Source organism: Sphingomonas swuensis (assembly GCF_039538045.1).
In the GTDB taxonomy this organism is placed as follows: domain Bacteria; phylum Pseudomonadota; class Alphaproteobacteria; order Sphingomonadales; family Sphingomonadaceae; genus Sphingomicrobium; species Sphingomicrobium swuense.
This window is the reverse complement of record NZ_BAABBQ010000001.1, coordinates 1,925,218-1,944,054: the sequence shown is the minus strand read 5'-3', so window position 1 is coordinate 1,944,054 and position 18,837 is coordinate 1,925,218. Positions and strand designations below refer to the sequence as shown.

Sequence of the window (18,837 nt, the reverse complement as noted above, 5' to 3'; positions counted from 1 at the left end):
GTGAGAAGATGTCCGGGTGAAATCCGGGTGAACGCCCTTGTTGGGCGAGAACATCGTGAGGACGCGACAGCTTAAACAAGCCAGTGGTCCAGGCGACCAGGCCCCGGCCAGCCTCCTTCGACGACTTCGAGTTGCTCGCCCTTTTGCGTCTCGGCAGGAAAGACCCACTCTCAGACACTCAGGCTTCAATCGTGACTGCCCGTGAGCGGACATTGGTTCATCGGGATGCATCGCGGTCGGCAAGCTCTCGCTTAGTTTGCGCGATGGAACCTATCACGTGCTGACCAGGCTGGGACGCGGTCTCCACGGTATGGCCGGACAGCGGGCAAGGCAGCCGGGCTCAGCAAACTTCTGGGCTGCCAAGCGTTGCCGAAGTAAGCGGAATCTTGTGGAGACATAGGGTCCACTGGGTAAGCGCTGTGTAGCTCGGCCCAGGGTCGATCAGCGCTGGCATGAGCTGTCGCTTCGCGCCATGAGATCGACGCTCGCGGAACAAGGAACAGACCGGGGCGCGATGAAGGCCCGAGTGAGACAGCTGCTTGGGCCGCCCACCTTCCAAACTCCCTGACCTCCAGCGGATGTGACTGGCTGACCGCTCCCGCGCGTACCTGAGCACCTCGCTTGCGCCAATGAGTTCCTAGCTTACGCTCACCTCAATGCGGCTAGTTCCTCTACTTGTGGGTGTCACTTCAATCTTCACGGGAATGCGCTCCTTAAGCTCTTCCACGTGGCTGATGACTCCAACACGCCGGCCACTGGCCTGCAGCTGCTCAAGCAGGGCAATGGCTTGACCGAGGCTCGCTGGATCAAGGGCTCCGAAGCCCTCGTCGATGAACAAGCTCTCGATCCGCACGCCGCTCGACGTCGACATTTCTGCAAGGCCGAGCGCTAGAGCGAGGCTGATCAGGAAGCGCTCACCGCCAGAGAGGTTGTGAAGGCCACGCACCTCTCCAGCCATGTCGTTGTCGACGACTTGGATCAGCATGTCTCCGCCGAAACCCCGCTCAAGCGAGTATCGCGGCTTCAACTCCGAAAGGCGCTCATTGGCGTGCTGGAGGAGAAGATCGAGCGTCAAACCTTGCGCGAAACGGCGGAACGTGCGTCCCTCTCGGTCCCCAATCAAATCCGAGAGCTTGAGCCAGATGTCGGCCGCTGCCGCTTGCCGATCATACTCAGCTCTAAGATCGGCGTTCTGCAATCGCGCATGGTCATCCAAGCGCACCCTCATATCCGCCGCGTGCCGCTGCTCGGCTGCGGCATCCCGTGAAGCGATCGCTTCTGCGACCGCGTCAGCCAGCCCCTCGGTGAGCCGGCCGAAGGCTTCTGCCGCAAGGTGAGTGTTCAAGCTGGACTGACACTGCTCAACCACGGCGCGCCGTTCCGCGAATGTTCGATCAAGGAGGTCCAAGGCCGTCCGCTCAGCATCCAGGGCAGCCTCACCGCGTGCGGCGACATGTGCGACTTCCTCAACGCTCAACGTCGCAGCCTGCAACGCGGCCGCGAGCTGTTCTTGCAGTTGCGTATGCTGCCTATCCAACTCAGCGCGCTGGCTGTTCGCTTCAGTGCAGCGCACCTCTGCTGCCACGCGCGCTTGCTGCGCTTCCTCACGCTTGCCCCGTGCTTCTTGGGCTGCTTGAACAGCCACTTCGCTTGCCGCGGCAAGTCGCGCCTCAGTGTCGGCGACGGTAGCACCGGCGAGGCAGCCTGAGCGTTCCCGAACAAGTCCGTCGTGCTCATTGCGTGTGCCTGACGTAACAGCGTCGGCTTCCTCCTTGAGCGCCTGAGCAGCAGAACGCGCTGCACCGGTGCGCTCACAAGTGGCCCTCAGTGCAGGAAGGGCCTTCTCAGCAGAAGCACGAGCCTGCTCTTGGGTTCGCCAATCGGCCGCTTGCTTGCGGAGCCAGGAAAGAGGATCCTGGATTGCCTTCCAGTCCACCAGGCGACCAAGGCTGCGATCGAGAACAAGTGCATGCCGCTCGACAGTGTCTTGCTGCGCCGAGATACTGCGGGTCAAAGCCTCGCCTTGTAGGACCTCTGCGGCATGAGCTTCGTCCGCCGAATGGAAGGCGGCCTGAGCGCGCTCAACGCTCTGCCGAACCGCACTTTCATGTTGCCGCGCCGCTTCGACCCTACCCTGTGCCCTTCGAGAGTCTTCGATCTGCGTGAGGATCGTTGCCTTTTGTGTGGCGATTTCTGCGCCGAGGTCCTGCCCGACAGCTAAACCGAGGAGGTCGGCGGCCCTGTCCAGCCGCGCCTTCTCGATCTCGTAGCGTTCGTCTGCGGAGCTTCGTCTGCTCTCCCGATCGGCGACTTCTGGTTCAAGGCTGGCAAGCGCCTCAGTGATCGAACGGATGTCAGCCGCGTCCGCAGCAACAGCTTGCTGGAGGCTTTCCACTTCCTGCTGCAGGGCAGCAGCAGCTTCTCTTCGAGCCCGCAGATGGTCACCAAGGCGACCTTCGAAGATCGTCAGCTGATGGGTCTCTGATCCACAGACAGGGCAAGGTTCGCCTTCAACCAAGCTGGCCCTGAGCGCTTCAGCCGCGTCACTTGCCGCTGTTGTGAGAAGCTCCAATTCGCGTCTGGCGTCATCGTAAGCGACGCGTGCAGGCCGGATCTGGCGTTCCTTTTGCTCCTTACGAGCCGTGGCATCGCTAAGCTGCCGCCCGAGCAATGCTCGGCGCTCAGTTGCAGTCTCAAGATCGCGGCGCACGCTACTCAGGACGTCCGCCGCGTTGGCAACGTTGTTCGCAAGGAGAGCCAATTGCCCCAGCGCCTCGCTCCGCTCAGTGAGGTCGCCTAATTGGCCTTCGGGTGGCAGCGATTTCACTGCCTCTTGGCAGGCGACCAGCGCGGCAGCCTGCTCGGCGTTGTGCGCGTCGAGCTCTCGAAGCGTAGTCTCGCGGGTCGTAGTCAGCGCGGTAAGCCGGATCAGGTGCTCTTCTTGCTGGCTCGTCAGCGCCGTGAGGCTTTCGCGCGCTTCAGTCCACATGGTGAGGTGCTCGGCCAACTCCTCTTCCCGCTGTGCGAGTGGCTGGATTGCGGCGTTACCCTCGAGCCAAGCGACATTCTCTGCGAGCTTGCTTTCCGCCGCCGTCAAAGAGGCTCGCGCTTCGGTGTCGGCCTGCTCGGCCCCTCCAAGGCTCGAAAGCCGAGTAGCTAGGTCGGCCTCCAAGCTCGCCAGCCGGCCAGCGGTATTCACAATCTTGGCATCAAGATTGCGGGCTTGCTGCAGCTCCGGCTGGAGCTGAGCTGCTTGAGCGGCAACCGCACTCAGCTTGCTTTGCGCCGCCTCTTCGTCGCCACTGGCTTGAGTTTCTTGTTGGACAGCCTCGGCCGCTTTGCATCGCTCTTCTTCTATGCGCCGTAGGGCGCGATCCAGCGCGCTCGATACATCTCGTAAGGTCGACCAAGCAGCCACGTGCGAAAAGGCAGCACGATCACGAGCAAGCGCATCGCGCCGCGGCGCCGCGCTGGTGACCTCCGCTAGCGCTTGCGATGCTTGCTGTTCAGCGGCAGCAACGCCGTTCTTCAGCTCGTCGGCGCGCTCCTCCCAGCGTTGGACGTGCTCAAGGGCACGCACCTTCTCTGTCGCCGCTGCCTCCGCAGCCCGCGCCTCTGCCGCGGCCAACTCGATTTCAGCACGCTGCTCATCGCCAAGCACCTGATGCTCACCCATCCGGGCCTTGAGACCATCGAGCTGTGCTTGCAGTGCCGCAGCCTTTTCGCACGCCCTTTGTCCCAGCCGAGCGTAGATGGAGGAACCGGTGAGCCGCTCCAGGAGCAGAGCTCGCTCGTCTGGCGCGGCACGAATGAAGGCTTCAAAGTCGCCTTGTGCCAGCAAGACTGCGCGCCCGAACTGCTCTGCGCTAAGGCCGATTACGCGGCAGATTTCAGCCAGCGTCTCCGTTCTCGTTCCGCCTAAGCGCTCGCCGGTATCTAGGCGCTGGAATTCGTGATCGATCCCCTGCAGCCGACCGTCTGCTCGTTCGCGGGCGCGCTTGACCGACCAGCGAGCCCTATACCTGGCACCGCTCGGCATCGAAAAGTCGACCTCAGCAAAGCCCTCCCCTGCTCCATGTCGCAGGATCGCGCGGGGATCATCGGCGCTCAGGGCTTGGCCGCTGCCATCTGGTATCTGCGACCGGTTCGGCGCGGCTGCCAGGCGCGGGACCTTGTTGAACAAGGCCAACGACAGGGCGTCGAGGATCGTAGACTTGCCCGCGCCGGTCGGGCCGGTGATGGCAAAGATGCCCGAACTGGTCAGCGGCTCAGCCTCGAAGTCGATGGCGAAATCGCCGGCCAAGCTCGCCAGATTGCGGCCGCGGATCGCTAGGATACGCACTTAGGCGGCGCCTTCTGCAGTCTGTACTTCGATCAGCAAGGTTTCAAAGGCGCGGGCTAGCTCAGGCGGTGGCGCATCCTGGTAGCGCTTGCGGAACAAGGCCTCGAACACTGCTTCTGGCTTCAACTCATCCAGGTTCTCGCCGGCCAGCGGAATGCTCGTTGTTTCTGCCGTACCGGTCAAAACCCGCTGAATGCGGGTCAACCGAACGGGCTTTCCCTCGAGAGCGGCGAGCACCTGTGACTGCAGTTGCGGTTCCGGCCCCGACACCGAGACAGCTACCTCGAGGAACGGATGTGCCTCACGAGGTAGCGCCTCGTCGAGCTCTAGCCCTTCGATACAATCAAGCACTTCATTCAGAGGCTTGGGACCATCCGACGGCACAGCCAAGAAGGCGACGGGCCGTGGAATTGCCACTTCCGCGATGGCGCACTGTTCTCGGCTTAGTGTCACCACCGTGATCGAGTGGCGGTAGTCACGCTCGGTGGAGGATAGCGGAAAAGGAGATCCAGCGTAGCGGATCGGCACGTCGCCGGCGATCTGCTGCGGACGATGAAGATGGCCCAGAGCAACATAGGCCGCTCGCTGATCGAAGAGACTAGCTGACTGCGCTTCCTCGCCGCCAAGCACAATGCGGCGCTCCGAGAGCTCCGACACTTGGCCTTCTGCAACGTGCAGGTGCCCTGAGATGACCAAGGGCAGGCCATTTGCGATCGCTGCGCCCTTGGCCGCAACTTCAGCATAGAGCGTCGGCAGCGTATGCGCCCCGAGGTCCCCAGGCCGGCAGAATGGAACCGCCGCCAGCCACGCTGACAGCTCTCCGTCTTTATTCTTCAGCGGTAAGAGCACAGCCTCACAATCCGCCGTGCCGTCGCGCTTCGGGAGGGCACCCACAAATCGCACGCCGCCCACACCGAGCAATGCCGCGGGCAAGTCGATGCGAGCGGCACTATCATGATTGCCCCCGATGATGACGACCTGCAGCGTTGAACGCTGCGTGGTTACCTCATGGAGGAATCGAAACAGCCGGCGCATCGCCGAAATAGGCGGGTTGGCGACATCATAGATGTCGCCTGTGACGAGGAGCACGTCGGCATCCTGCACCTCGATCTCTGAGAGCAGCCAGGCAAGAAAGGCATCGTGCTCAGTTTCACGGGAATGGCCGGCAAGCTCATGGCCAAGGTGCCAGTCTGAAGTATGAATCATGACAAGGTCGGACATTCACCGACTGTCGCGCACGACTATCGGCCTTACAAGCGGAGAGGTAGGTGTTCGTTGGCATCTCGAGATTGTCAGGAGCGAACAGCAGACGCCCTCACACGTGTTCAGGTTGCCCATCTCACAGTCGGCAGTGGTTCGGAGACGCGCACCGATTACTAGCTGAACGAGCGTCCGCCAGCGCTTGTGCTCGCACGAAAGCGGCCGGTCTGCTTTCCACCACGAGCAGGCATTCGGAGTGAAGCCAGCCTGAGCGTTGGCAAGTGGCCGTCAGCTGGACATTGGCTTCGCGGCGGATCGGGTCGGAAACAGACGAAGCCCCTTCGGTTCGGCTCTTGCGGTTCGCCCGTCCGATCCCCCGGCTAGCATCGCCGCGACGTGCCGCAGCTTGTCTGGGTTGCGCACGATGTAGAGAGCGGTGATCTTTCCGTCCTGGACGTCGAGCGCGGTGGTCTGCAGCGCCGCCCCCCGATCGATGCTGACGAAGCCGGGAAGGCCGTCAATCATCACGGTGCGAAGCAATTGCGGCCGGTATGCCCCTTTGCGCGCCAGCCCTTGGAACAGGCGGAGGACCCGATCCATTCCTTGGACGACGTTGCGGAAAGCGAGGACTTTGCCGCCTCCGTCGGAAAAGACCGTGACCTGGTCAGCAAGGATACCGCTTAACGCTTGGGTGTCGCCTTTCGTGCTGGCCTCATGGAACGCTCGCACGAGATCCGACGCGGTTTGCGGTGATAGTGTATAGCGCGGCCGCGCCTCGCGAACGTGGTGGCGGGCGCGGGATGCGAGCTGGCGAACCGCTGCAGGCTCGCGTTCGAGCACCGCAGCAACCTCGTTCAGGGGCGTCTCGAAGATATCGTGCAGCAGGAAGGCAGCGCGTTCGAGCGGTGACAGCCGCTCCATCGCCATCATCAACGTCAGGGTGACGTCGTCGGCAACGGCCTCCTCACTAGTCTGCTGTAGTAACGGCTCCGGCAACCATGCCCCGACATATTCCTCACGTTGCGCCCGCGCCGACTTCAGTTGGTCTAGGCAAAGGCGAGTCACGATCCGGGTCAGGTAGGCCGCCGGTACATCGACCCCGCCGTTTACTGCTGCCCAGCGCGGCCAAGCGTCTTGGATCACATCCTCGGCTTCACTCAGCGATCCCAGCATGCGGTAAGCGAGGCGCAGCAATCGCGGCCGCTGCGCCTCGAACGCGGCCAGGCGCTCCTCAGGCGGCATTGGAGCGCATTGCTGCACCACGCGGCGGGTGAGCGACGTGGAAGCCGACCTGAAGCCGGTTCCAGACGTTGATCGCGCCGATGGCGAAGGTCAGTTGCACCCGCTCCTCCTCGCTAAATTGTTCGGCGAGCGCGTTGTACTCGCTATCCGGTGCGCCATCATCCGCGACCCGGGTCAGAGCTTCGGTCCACGCAAGCGCCGCCCGCTCGCGTTCGGAGAAGAGGTACGAGTCCCGCCAGGCGTTGAGCAGGTACAGCTTCATCTCGTCCACTCCGCGCTTACGCAAGTCAGTGGTATGCATGTATATGCAGAAGGCGCAGCCGTTTATTTGCGACGCGCGCAGTTTGACGAGTTCCAGCAACTCCGGATCGATAGCCTGCGCGAGCGCCTGCTCGAGTGCGACCATTGCCTTGAAGCCGGCGGGGAACAATGTGGACGGGTTGTCGAGGCGGGGGGTCATGATCGATCTCCTTGTGACGAGCATCGAAGCGCTCCAAGCCATGACGAGGCAGACCCGGCCGATGTGACATCGGCGCTGAAATTTATTGAAAACGTACGAAGCTCAAGCTTTGGAAGTCAGCGAGGGCGACCAAATGGCGCTTAGCCATCGGCGCGGCGAACGTCTGCTTTCCGCCGGTGCGGACCCGCAAGCCGCCGTTCCGCTTCCCACCAGCGGCGGGCACTCGATAGTGCGGGTATTGATCAATCAGCTGGTCACATGTCCAATATCGGGCGAGGTTGGAGCCAGAAGGCAGCCCACCAGCAGTCGGAGACTCTATGCCCAACTTTGCTCGCAGGTCTGTACGATAGCCTAACTGATTGGATGATCGCTCAACCCAGGGCACGTCTGAAAGAGGATCCTTCATCCTTGAAGTGGATCTAAAACTTACCTACGCAGGTACTTGAATCCTTAAGATCGTAGTGTCCAACTTCGCCGAGAGATATCGCTTACCCGGCTCGCGAGTGAAGCGAGCCGGCAAGCCTTAAAAAATGAATGGCCGCGCTAGATCGGTGTTCCAGCCGCTAAGATGCGGGGAGAAGTTGGCAATGATGATGCTAAGCAATCTGAGTCTCCTTCTAAGCGTTCTTTAAACTTGATCTTTAACGGCTCAGACCGCTTTCCAGAACGGCATGAGTGGTATGGCGCGCCGTGTAGGTGACTTGCTGACCGAGGCATCTATAGTACTTCTTTGTTGAGCTCCGGGTGGCGCTAGGGCTGCTGGTGAGAGGTTTCGGAGCTCGGCAATGACTTCTTCGATCGTCTCCTTGGCTTTGAGCAGATAATCTGGATCGAAGATGACGTAAGACTTCTGCGAGCCCTCCAACGCTTCATGACCCATCAGCAACTTGCGTTCGGTCTGAGGCACACGTCTGTTCGCTAAGATGGTCGCCATCGAATGACGAAGCAGCTTCGGTCCCCAACCATCAGGAAGGCCGAGATGTTGTCTTGCGGTCTCCCACCCGCTACGCACTGACGCGACCTTGTACTCCTGCCAGGCCGGTTCTGCCTTGCTCCCAACATTCCGGCGGCCGCAAACGAACCACTCGTCCGTTGCCTCGAGCCATGTCCGGAGAAGACTGGTGACCGGCACAACTGCACGATACTTGTTGGTCTGGATGCGTCCGGTTGGGTTCAGATCGAACAGGTCGGCATCTGTGTGCCACTGGACGCGAGAGGGCAGGACAGACATGTCAAATATGGCGTCGGGTCGCGCCAGAGTGCAGATAGCGGCAATGATGTAGCGGCGGAGGGGCAGTAGTCGCTCGGCGTGCCCAGCATAGCTGCCGCCACCTTCTACGGTGAAGTTTAGCAATCTCGCGATATCGGGCACGGTTAGTCGATCTGTGCGGACCGGCGTCACTTGGTCGCGCGTTTTGTGCTGGAAATCGGGAAGGTGATCGGTCCGCTTGGCCTTCTTTGCGTAATTCAGGGCAGCCTTCAGTTGGATCACCGATTCTTCGACAGTCGAAAGTGACCGCAGCCGTCGCGAAGACTCAACCCAGGCGCCCTTAGCGTCTTTCCTCAAGGCGATGATTGGGTCTGCGCTGGCCCATTCGCGAAAGTTCCGAATGAAGCCGTCATCTACTTGGGCGGGTAGGATGGGGTCAGCCATCCGACCTGCCGCAATCTGGTGTTCGACAAAACGGGTAACCAGCTTGAGTCGGGCCTTGATCGCTTCGGCACTGACTACCTTACAGCCGTGTTCCAACCAGTAGTCTGTCAGTGCTTCGGGTAACGTGTATGCCGCTCGCTGTGCTGCTGTCGGGCGGTGAACTGCGAGGAAATGCTCGTCGAGAGCGTCACAGGCTAACTGAATATTGCACTGGCGCGTGCTCTTGCGGCGGATGCGTCCTTTGTTGGGATCATACCAGCAGATATAGAGCCACGGGCTGCGAGGGACGCCGTCGGTGCCACGGTCATAGTCGAGCCAGTAACCCGCTCGTTGGTAGATGCCCCCTTTTGCCGCCACTTCGCTCTTTCCTTCAATAACTTGGCCTTCACCTCCGAAAGGCAATCTGCCGCCCCAGTGGTCGCGAGAACGTCGAGATCTTCGGGCTTGAGGGTGATGCCCGCGCCGCGCTGCATCGCGCGAGTAAGACGACGCTCCAGCTCGATGATCTTGTCACCGGCTAATGTTGGTCCATCGTCCTCAAACATTGCGATCTCCGCCACGTTCTTCCTAAATCTTCCTAATCCTACCTAGACCTTCGGGAGGCCGGCAAGATGCTGCAACAAATATTTCTGGGCTTTGAGGGCGAGATCAGGATAGTGGGACGCACTCGGTGTCGGTGCTTCGGCTACACGTAAGGAGTTCATGCCTCATGCTGGATGATCGTCTCCTGGAAATGAGTGTCGAGCTGGCTAAGGCTCACCTTGCCACCACGCAGGTACCGACCTCAGAGGTCCCGCAGCTCGTAAGAGCCATCTTCACCTCCTTAAAAGCGCTTACTAGCCCCGATCGGCCGGAAGACAGCGTTGAGGAAAGCAGGCCCATTCCTCCGCATTTTGATGAACTCGAGCCGCCGATCATCAACAAGGACGTTAGCGGAAGCGAGTTTGAGGGGCTTGATCCTTGGTTGGCAGCGCGGGTGCCCAGACGGGTGGCGAGACTTCTCGACCCGAGCTCAGCCGTGCACCCCTCGGTTCACGAAGACATCCTCATCTGTCTTGAAGACGGCGCTCGGGTGAAACTACTTAGGGCTTACCTTCGCAAGAACCATGGAATGAGTCTCGCTGACTACATGGACCGCTGGAGGCTCCCGGCGGATTACCCGTCAGCTCCGGCGGCCTACCTTGATGGTAAGCGCGCGCAGGCAAAGGCAAGCGGCCTTGGTGTGACACTCCGTGGGTCCCGCGGACCCGCGAGGGCAAAGGTCGCCGCCAGACCTCGCAAGGCTGTCCGCGGGTAGGCGCAATATACCAGAGTTCATCAGCGACATTTGCCTCGCATCTCGCGAAGCTGCCGCTCTGCGAGCCGCTGATCGTGCCCCTCGACATGGGTGTGGTAGGCGGTCGCAAGGTAGACCGTGTGCTTGTGAATGTCTTCCCGAGCGCGTGGGTTCTCGTAGATCTTGTCGGCGGCCAGGCGCAGCTGGTCAGCCGGCGCGAGCTCGCGCAGTAGCCGGGTAAACTCTGCCACCTCGGGAGTGAATGCCTGGCTTGGATCGGGGTAGATCCGCTCTGCCTCGGCGCGGCGTTCGGAGAGGTCGGACTCGGCTTTGGCTGGCTCTGGCTTTGCCACCGGCTGGTTCTTCTCCAACTCCACCCGACGATCGTATTCGGTGCGCAGGGCGGCGGTCACCTCGGGGTGCTTGCCCCAGTGACGGAATAGCGTTCTGACGCTGACCTTCACGCCAGTGCCGAGGCTCGCGGTCTTATTCTTCAAGCTGAGGTTGTCCGGGTTCTGACCCTGGGTGGCGATCCACCGGACGGCCCGCTGCACTTCCTGCTTCTGCTTGTCCATGATGGCGCCAAGACGTTGGTTGGTGCGATGAGCAAACTTGGGACTGTTCAGCGTCTCCTGCTGCTCCGGCGGGAGCGAGGGGACGGTGAAGATCAGGCGACCATTCGCCTGCTTCTCAGGGACAATCGGGATGCGGTCATCCATGACCCGCTTGATGATGGTGTCGAAGTCCACATAGGCCGCACGGCTCGTCCCCGGTTTGACCGGAGGCTCCTGTGCAGGGAGATCGAACAAGGTGGGATCTTGGACCTTCTTGCGGCCGTCGACCTTGGGCTCGGCCGGAGCCTCGGGCTGCTGGTCTGGCGAAGCCACAGGCGTCGGCTCAGCGATCGGCGGAGTAGGACCGCTGGTGTGGCTTTCAGCTGCCGGGGCAGGCTCGGTGGGAGCCGCCGCTTCAACTGCGGCAGGGGCGGTCGCCGGCTCGGCTGCGGCAGGGGTGTCGATCGCGGTCGGCTGCGCATCTTGAGTAGATGCAGGGATTGCTGGCTCGGCGTCATGCGGGGCGACCTCAGCTGCAGCAGCGGGCTGTTCGATCGTAGGCTCGGCGGCGGCTTCAGTGAGTTCGACGGCCGGGTTGTCGATGTCGACCAGGATGACCTCTGGCTCGGCTGCGACGGGCTCGACCACTTCGGCCGGGCGAAGAGGGTCGAGGCCTTCCGGGGTGCCCGCTTCGATCTCGACTTCCTCGGCCGGAATGTCCTGTCGTGGAGCGATGGTCGGCTCAACGATTGGCAGGCCTGAAATGCTGACAGGATCAGTGGACTGGGCAATCTCGTTCTCGCCCACGTCCGGCTCGGCGGCAGTTGGTTCTGCGCTCGCTTGCGCCGGTTCCATGGGGGGCACTGCGGGCGTCACCTCAGGCTCGGCCGAGGCTACAACCTCGGCTTCGGCGGAGGGATCTGTTGGCGTGGTAGTGGCGGTGCGGGCAGGGGCGGCTGGTGCAGGGGTGGCGGTTGCTTCCGGCTCTGCCGACGAACCTTGCGCGCGGCCGGTGTCAGGCACCTTCGGCTCGGCAGCTGGCGGGGTAAGAGTGGATGCAGGCGCGGCCGGCTTCTGAGCCGCCTCAGAGGCCTTGAGCTTCGTGGGGCGCACATAGTGGCCATGCTCCGCCAGGCGCTTCTCCAGCACGGCCCTGACGGGTTCAAGGGCCGTATCGATTTCGAGGATGCGGCGCTCGCGCATCTCGATGTCGCGGGCGGCTTTGGTGAGCGCCTCGCGATGGGGCTGGAGAGCGTTGTCGATCTTGGCGATATGGGCTTGCGCGTTCCTCCACCGATCCTCGATGACGAGCCGCATGGCCTTCGTGTTTCGGTCAGCCTTGCCGGTCTCGATATCGGAAAGGAAGGTCAGGCAAGTCTGCCGGGTCCGGATAGCGCGGGACTTCGCCTTGGCTTCCAGATGGTCGAAGGTCATGATCGCCTGGCGATCATCCGCGACGTCCTTGATCAGCCGCTCACGCTCGGCCGTGAGTGAGCGGAATTGCATCATGGCAGGATGATCAGGATCGCTGGCCGCCATGCCCTTGGCAATGCCGTCGAGCTCGCTCTGGGTCGCCTGATAGGCCTTGCCAGCCTGGGTGGCCTGACGCGTGATCGCGCGCTCCGCGTCTGACCAGATCGCGATGGCATTGAGCTGGCCGACTGCGGTGGGAACGCCGATCGATTCCAGGGCCGCAGCCTTGGTGCCAAGATGCTGGGTCGGAGTGCGGTCGATCCCCATCTCAGTGTACTTGCGAGGGTCGAGCCGCCGGTTGATGCCACGGGCCTTCAGGACAACGTTGTTGATCTCCGCGAACTTAGCGCGAAGGCCTGGAATGAAGTCCTTGCCCGACTTCTCCTTACCTGTCTTCTCAGTGCCCTGAGAGACCTCGCCGATCTTGTTCTGGCGGTATGGATAGTGGGTCCGCTCTTTGCGACTGCCAGGGTCGACGTAGACGACGGGAATCTCGAAATCCCATTGGTTCCTCTCGGGAATGAAGCGACAAGGACGGTCGTATGCGACCACGTGAAGGTGGTAGTTCCGACTGTCATTGTGCGCGTCAGGTGCGTGAATGACGGCCGTGTACATTAGGCCAGTTTTGTAGGCAGTGCCGTCGGGCTCACGACGCTCTTCCAAGGACGCAAGATGGTCGCAGAAATTCTGAACGATGAGGGCGCGATCTTCCGCCGATAGTTCATGGGGAAGTTCGGCCACCATGCGGAACTGGATGCGTCCCCCGCGCCCCGATTTGAATTCGAAAGGCGGCTGCGCATCATTGTATGCGGCCATCCGCTGGGCCTGCTGGATAAAGGCACCAGCCTTCTCGGCCGAAGCGCTCATCGGCTTGGCAGTGAATGGCTTGCGAACCTCGCCTTCAGCGAGCGGCTTTGCCATGTGCTGCCGGTAGGCTTCAGCTACTTGAAGCGCATGGCTCTTGGACTCGGGATCAAGCTTCGTGGTGGTCTCCAGCTCGCGCCACCAGGCAGGGCAGATGTCGGGCTCGAGGATAATCTGATGGGAGCGAGGATTGGCTTCGCAACGCTCGACAGCGCGCCAGAATTCCTGACGCTCAAAGAGGTCGTCGGAGATGTTGCTGAAGACTGACGGAATGCCTTCGGGCGCAACGTCGGCGAGGCCGAGGTATGCGGCCTCTTCAGTGGTCGGCGTTTCGTTGACAACGGCAGCGATGGTCCGCTCCATCGCCTCGCTCATTAGGGCGGATGGGTCGAGCATCTCGGCGGCGCCATCGCGCTCGATGTAGGCCGCGTGCTCAACGCGCTGGCTGTGCTCGGCAGCACCATCGCGTTCGATGTATTTGGAGTGGTCGAGGGCAGGGTTGCGAACCTTGCCCAGGTGGCCGGACACGGGCTGTCCACTGACGGTCGGAACCGCCTGCCTGGAGATGGACGAGTAAGAGAAATGGAAGCTGGTCGCGCCCGTCGTGGTGCGGGGCCGATCGACCATCGGGGTAGGAGCCTTCCAGTCCGGCTCAAGCCGCCAGCGACCGCTGCCGCCGGGCAGGCGTTCTTCGCGGGCCTGCTTGGGTTTCCGCTTGCCGATCTGGAGGATCATCTCCTCCTCTTCCTGCCGTCGCAGGAACTCAGCGATCTTGGAATTCGCAGCCGTGACGTCGGCCGAGATCGAGCTAGTTGCCATGGTTGTTTATCCCACCCCTGGATGGACAATGGATGCTTGGGGAAGAGGTGGCAAGACGTAACAAGCGCAGGCGCGAGGAGGCGACAAACTTCCACAGAAACCCTGCCGTAAGATGCGTGACACAAGTATCAGAAGGCCCACGGAGCGAAGGCGACGAAGCTGGGCAAACACGGTTCGCGGGTTTGGACGGCCACCCTCGGAGAGCGCATAAAGGGCTGTTTTCGGCTAGTTCGTAGCGAAAAAGCCCGGGTAGAATTGCCTGCGGCAAATCTACGGTATTGCGCCTATTCAGGAATACTGGGCATATGTGGGTCTGTGCCCAGAATATCCTGCGAGACTTTCTGAAGTCTCGGGGGTCTGTGCCCAAATCTGAGGGGCTTTCCCTGGCCGGTTCTCCGACAGGTGAAAATTGGGCACGACCTTGTCAGGGTCTTCTGCAGGTGCTCGTTGACCAGTCCCAAAACCGGGGATAGTTCTCGACCGGATGGGAAGAGGCCGAACAGAGTTTCGGCGGGTTTTGCCCAGCGGGGGATTTGGTCATGTCAGCGAGTAACAAGGGTGTGACGGACAGTTGCCAGAATGGTCCGTCTGGGAGTGTTGAGGATGAGCCGGATGCGATGCTTGCATTCGCACGGCACCTAGGGCCTCGGCTCATCGGTCCGGGTGGAAATCTCACGCCTCAGGCTGAGATCCAGATGGGCCTCTTCTCTGATGAGGACCGAGCGAAAATCGTCGAGGAGTTCGTAGGGTCTTTGACCCCGTCGAATGTCTCACCGGCCGTCTGGATGCGTTGGTTGAATGGCGGCCCCGGGCCTTTCGCCTCGGGGGCTATCAAGAAGCCCGTGACGGTCCAGCAGGGCATGGGCAAGACGGTCAGTCGCGGTCCCAAGTCCATCGGGACGGCACGGGAGAAAGTGGAGCGCGCGCGGGCCGAGCTGGCACAGGCGGAACGCGAGCTGGAGTATTCGGAGTCCCTCAACAAAGCGCTGCTCCAATACGTCGTGACCGACCACCTCGTGGAGGTCCTGTCGGGCGTCTTCGCCATGGGTCCGGCGTGGACTGTGATGCGGTCTTTGAGCGCTCACTTGTCGGACACTCAGGCGGAGGCAGAGACCTTCGATCTCATCGGGAAAGAGAAGGATCGGGCGGTCGAGGCGATGCGCTCAGCGCGGAAGGCTGAGACCGCTCTTCTGATGGATGTTCTCGACCTTGGAAGTGGCAACGATAAGTTCGAGGGCGATGTTCGCGCTGCGGTCGTCAAGGTCTGCAAGGACTGGGACAAGAAGCGCGATAAGCTGACCGCTGACGGGCGCAAGCGGCGCTCGCAAGACAAGATGAAGAGCGAGGTTCATCCCAAGGCTCAGAACGATATCGAGCATGTCCTGAATGGCCTCAATCAACAGGGTGAGGCTCTGGTCGCTTAGTTCATTTTCAGGGGCAACCTTGGCGGCGCCTTGGTCCACATCAGGGCCACTTCTTCGTTACTCGTATCGTAGCCAAGATGGGCGAGGGCTTCCCCATCGCTAAGAGCTTAGAGCCGCGCCTCTCGAGCAGGAACGGCGGTCGCTGCACGCCCTTTCCAAGGGCGCCTTTAGCTCGGCCGCAGACAGTGCTCGACGGCGGGGCAGCGCGGCACGAAAGGCGGCGACAAACGCGTCGGCATCGAGCAGGCCGGCGACGGCGACTTGGCGCGTAAACTTAAGCAGGCCGAACTCACTCACCAGCCAGTCGGCCATGGCTTTGTCGGGCGCTCGCACTGAGTAATCAGGCCGAGCAGAAGCTTCACCCGAGGCGTGAGGCGATCCCGCTGGTCTGTGGTGAAGTTGGGAGCTGGCGCTACCCTTCCTTCGGGGTCCACTCTGGCAATCGCTGATCTCGCGCGAGCCGAAGTCGCCGCCAGTCCAGGGCGTTGAATATCTCCGCAGCACTGGCCGTTTCCGTCACCGGGAGGGCTGCGGCCGCCTCCCGCAAGAACTTACCGCTCAGGGACAGATTGCTGAGGTAGGCCTGCTCCCACCAGCGCACAAAGCGGCTACGGCTGCTTTCCATCGCTAACGCGGATGGGAGCCGGTCGCGCTTGTCATGGCGATTCACGCGTGGGTGACATGGTGCGAGGTTCCACAGGTCACCACAAGGCCAGGCTCGCCAGGGCAGGCAATGGTCCACGTCGAACCTGGTGGCTGTGAGCTTCCGGCCTGTCCATACGCATTCGATCGGTCCGCCACTGGTGGCGCAGCTCTCCGCGGCAAGGCGTGCCAACGCGGTGGTCCGGACGGGTTCTCGCCACTCAAGCGTTGCCTCAACCACGCCGGCAGGAAGTGGCCTGTCCATCCGTTCGGCGTAGGCGCGGGTCAGTCGTGCCCACTCAGTGGTAAGCATTGGTTCGATCCAGGGACCGAAGCGGGAGAGCGCGCGCCATAGATGGCCTGGAACGGCGAGAGTGCCCCAGTCCCGCAAGTTCGCCATCGAGAGCTCGAGCCCAGGCAAGCGACGAAGGCGGCTTCGGTTTACACTGAAGACCCGCTGGTCGGAGTTCGGAATGCGGGTGAAATTAGCAGGCATGCTGGCGATGGTCGCAGCCGCCTCACTCAGTGCCCTCACGATCGCTTCGAAGCGATCAGGCGCCAAGACGGCACCGACCCGCAAGTCCGCCGGATCGGTGCTGTCGACCATCAGCCGCCGAAAGCCAGTTTTGGCGAACGCCAGGCCATCAGGTCCTGCGTTTCGCGGCGCCTGTGGAAGTTCTGCCCGGACCAGCGGCAGGAACAGCCTTACCCAGAAGAGTGCGACAAGACCGAGCGGCAGTTCGACAGCGTCGATTTCATCGCAAGCCGGGATTGCGGCTGAGGGTGCGTGCTCGGCAACACGCGCCACAGCGCGAAGGAGCGCAAGCTTGTAGGTTGACGATTTGTCATCGGAGAGTGCGATGCCGCGGATCAGTGGAAGCGCACCTGCGCCATCGTCAGGCAGTCGCAACACGGCGGTGGTCCAGCTAACGTCGGACCGGCCCTGCATGTCTGAGGAAGCCCGAATCTCAAGGATCTGCATTCCATGAGATTGGGCGAGGCTCTCGATTTCGCCGACCGATGTAGCGTGCATCGGCCGGCCCTCGGGTGAGGGCCCTGACCTCAGGGTCAGAACAAGGGTGCCGCCAGGTGCAAGGAGCGTGATCAGCTTGCGAAACGCCCTGGGCCTGTCGTCTGGGGAGACGTGTTGCCAGACAGCCGACAGCAGGATCAGATCGAAGGAGAGGGCCAGCCGGTGGACAGCTTCGAGCGAGGGCAGACAATCTGCAAGCCAGCGAACACCGGGGCTTGTTGCAGAGCCGTGTTCAAGGAGTCCGGCGGCGGGTTCCACGGCAACTACCTCGAAGCCCAAGTCATGCAGACGCCTGGCGTCCCTGCCTGAGCCTGCCCCGACATCCAGTGCCAGACCTCGGTTCGACACAAGAGCGGAGATGGCCTCCAGGGCATCGCCGGTGGGCAGCGCATCGTAGCGGCAGGCTAGCTCGTTAGCTGCAGCATCATAGGCGCGGATCGTCTGGCTATAGTCGCTCAGGGATTGCTCCATCCGCGAAAAAGCAGGCTGCAAAGGCGCGTTCAGGCATTGGGCTCAACATCTAGGCGCCCTTCCACGCTCCCCTGTCTCGCGTTCGAGGGAAAGTAAGCCCAGCTTAGGTGAGCTTATGTAGGTTGGTAAGAAGATTATCTGAGCAGCACTTCATCGATCAGGAGCGCGCCAAGCTCTTCAGGTCGAAGGGTAGAATGTCATTGCATTTCTCCTTTCCCACGTGACCTGCCACGGTCGTCACCGCATCACCGGCATGTCTTGTCTGTCACGTTCTCTGCCTCTCGGCTGCTCACCCTTTTGCAGGACTGCTGGTAAAGGCTTCGCAAGGGGACCTGAGCGGTGAGCTTCTGAGCACAGCCACGCACACCTGCGCGGAAGTCATTCGATTTGGCGCGTCATGACAGTGCCGCCTGCGTCGACTTGCCCGTCGCGCTGCTCGGCGACGGCCTCGCACGGTTTGTCACGCCCTTTCGTGACGCGAGAGGCGACTAGCACTTCGCCCATCTGAGCAGCTGCGGAGGCGAAGATCTCGTCTGTTCTGAGAGTAGCGAGCCGTCGGTGAGCGGAGCAGTGCCTCTTTTCCGCTAGCGCAGAAATGACTTTGAACGAGCGGCCTCGCTGTCCTCGGGCTCGTGACCTTCACGATGCGATCTGACGACCAAGCTGGCAAGCAGCGCGTCAGAAAGATCTTGCCCATTTGTTCGACGGCTTTGAGCAAAAAAGATGCTTGTTAATCGTCACGTTTTACGTGAACTTAATGAAGGGCGGAGACTGTGTAGGGGCCGAAGCACAGCTGTCGCTAGAAGTTGTCTTAACATGACACCTAGAGCGAGAGCTTGTTTCGAGCTTGAGTATACCGGGGGGTGTAATTGCGTTCTTTGATCCTTGTTCTCGCACTGAGTCTCTGTGCGTGTGCCGCCGAGAGCGGCCAGCGTACGTCAGGAAATCCTTTGAACGAGGCCCGAGCCGCCATTGTTGCTCGAAACTTCGGCGAGGCGGTTCTCCGCGCTTCGGAGGCAGTGGATGCTGATCCACATGATCCTGCCGCGCACTACGAGCTCGCCCGCGCAGAGGCGCTACAGGGCAATGAAGGCCGAGCGCTTCAAGCGCTGAGGACTGCGGTTGACAAGGGATTGGCAGACCCATCACGCGCACTGGCTGATCCTGCATTCGATCAGCTTCAAGGCAATCCTGAGTTCGCTGCGCTTGAGGAGCGCGCTTCGCCAATGCGGCAAGCAACCCGGTCTGCTCAATCCCAGAGGCCGGAACAGCCTGATGAGCCTGCCGTGGAGATCCGCGAAAACGGTGGGCGCGAAGTCATCCGGGCCGGCGACGTCGTCATCGACACTGACCTCTAAAACTTCTCACTTCTAGGACATCGAC

Annotated in this window: 10 protein-coding genes; 3 read left to right on the top strand and 7 right to left on the bottom strand. The window is 61.5% G+C overall.

What is annotated here, in order from left to right; all coding sequences use genetic code 11:
* Positions 1-637: 637 nt before the first annotated feature.
* From ABD727_RS09545 to ABD727_RS09525, 5 genes are all read right to left on the bottom strand, one after another.
* Positions 638-4,342 carry an AAA family ATPase gene (locus ABD727_RS09545; RefSeq protein WP_344707181.1) on the bottom strand — a complete coding sequence of 1,235 codons (3,705 nt, stop codon included), beginning with the start codon at positions 4,340-4,342 and terminating at the stop codon, positions 638-640.
* The gene (locus tag ABD727_RS09540; protein WP_344707179.1) at positions 4,343-5,563 is read right to left on the bottom strand and encodes an exonuclease SbcCD subunit D C-terminal domain-containing protein; all 1,221 of its coding nucleotides are present in this window, start codon (positions 5,561-5,563) and stop codon (positions 4,343-4,345) included.
* Positions 5,564-5,830: 267 nt separating this feature from the next.
* The gene (locus tag ABD727_RS09535; protein WP_344707178.1) at positions 5,831-6,784 is read right to left on the bottom strand and encodes a sigma-70 family RNA polymerase sigma factor; all 954 of its coding nucleotides are present in this window, start codon (positions 6,782-6,784) and stop codon (positions 5,831-5,833) included.
* The gene (locus ABD727_RS09530) at positions 6,774-7,244 is read right to left on the bottom strand and encodes a carboxymuconolactone decarboxylase family protein (protein ID WP_344707177.1); all 471 of its coding nucleotides are present in this window, start codon (positions 7,242-7,244) and stop codon (positions 6,774-6,776) included. Before ABD727_RS09530 ends, ABD727_RS09535 begins: the two co-directional genes overlap by 11 nt.
* A 649-nt stretch (positions 7,245-7,893) precedes the next feature.
* Entirely contained in the window at positions 7,894-9,300 is a 1,407-nt protein-coding gene (locus ABD727_RS09525; RefSeq protein ID WP_344707175.1) for a hypothetical protein, read from the bottom strand.
* A 307-nt stretch (positions 9,301-9,607) separates the two neighbouring features.
* Between ABD727_RS09525 and ABD727_RS09520 the strand changes: the two genes are divergently transcribed.
* Positions 9,608-10,195, top strand: a complete 588-nt coding sequence (locus ABD727_RS09520) for a MucR family transcriptional regulator (RefSeq protein WP_344707174.1) — start codon at positions 9,608-9,610, stop codon at positions 10,193-10,195.
* A 20-nt stretch (positions 10,196-10,215) separates the two neighbouring features.
* On the opposite strand, the gene ABD727_RS09515 is transcribed toward ABD727_RS09520, so the two are convergent.
* Positions 10,216-13,884 (bottom strand): MobA/MobL family protein, encoded by a 3,669-nt coding sequence (locus ABD727_RS09515; protein WP_344707173.1) that lies wholly within the window; start codon positions 13,882-13,884, stop codon positions 10,216-10,218.
* Positions 13,885-14,579: 695 nt separating this feature from the next.
* Between ABD727_RS09515 and ABD727_RS09510 the strand changes: the two genes are divergently transcribed.
* Positions 14,580-15,308, top strand: coding sequence for a hypothetical protein (locus ABD727_RS09510; protein ID WP_344707172.1), 729 nt, complete (start codon positions 14,580-14,582; stop codon positions 15,306-15,308).
* 412 nt (positions 15,309-15,720) lie between these two features.
* Here ABD727_RS09510 and ABD727_RS09505 read toward each other — a convergent pair whose 3' ends face one another.
* Positions 15,721-17,454 (bottom strand): class I SAM-dependent methyltransferase, encoded by a 1,734-nt coding sequence (locus ABD727_RS09505; protein WP_344707171.1) that lies wholly within the window; start codon positions 17,452-17,454, stop codon positions 15,721-15,723.
* Between the two features lie 950 nt (positions 17,455-18,404).
* On the opposite strand from ABD727_RS09505, the gene ABD727_RS09500 reads away from it, so the two are divergent.
* On the top strand, positions 18,405-18,812 hold the full coding sequence (locus ABD727_RS09500) for a TPR end-of-group domain-containing protein (RefSeq protein WP_344707170.1): 408 nt from the start codon (positions 18,405-18,407) through the stop codon (positions 18,810-18,812).
* Positions 18,813-18,837 lie beyond the last annotated feature (25 nt).

What these genes read in the sequence shown, in the direction of transcription:
- ABD727_RS09540 (WP_344707179.1), bottom strand. Translation starts at nt 5,563, where the DNA reads ATGTCCGACCTTGTCATGATTCATACTTCAGACTGGCACCTTGGCCAT.
- ABD727_RS09535 (WP_344707178.1), bottom strand. Translation starts at nt 6,784, where the DNA reads ATGCCGCCTGAGGAGCGCCTGGCCGCGTTCGAGGCGCAGCGGCCGCGA.
- ABD727_RS09530 (WP_344707177.1), bottom strand. Translation starts at nt 7,244, where the DNA reads ATGACCCCCCGCCTCGACAACCCGTCCACATTGTTCCCCGCCGGCTTC.
- ABD727_RS09520 (WP_344707174.1), top strand. Translation starts at nt 9,608, where the DNA reads ATGCTGGATGATCGTCTCCTGGAAATGAGTGTCGAGCTGGCTAAGGCT.
- ABD727_RS09515 (WP_344707173.1), bottom strand. Translation starts at nt 13,884, where the DNA reads ATGGCAACTAGCTCGATCTCGGCCGACGTCACGGCTGCGAATTCCAAG.
- ABD727_RS09510 (WP_344707172.1), top strand. Translation starts at nt 14,580, where the DNA reads ATGGGCCTCTTCTCTGATGAGGACCGAGCGAAAATCGTCGAGGAGTTC.
- ABD727_RS09505 (WP_344707171.1), bottom strand. Translation starts at nt 17,454, where the DNA reads ATGGAGCAATCCCTGAGCGACTATAGCCAGACGATCCGCGCCTATGAT.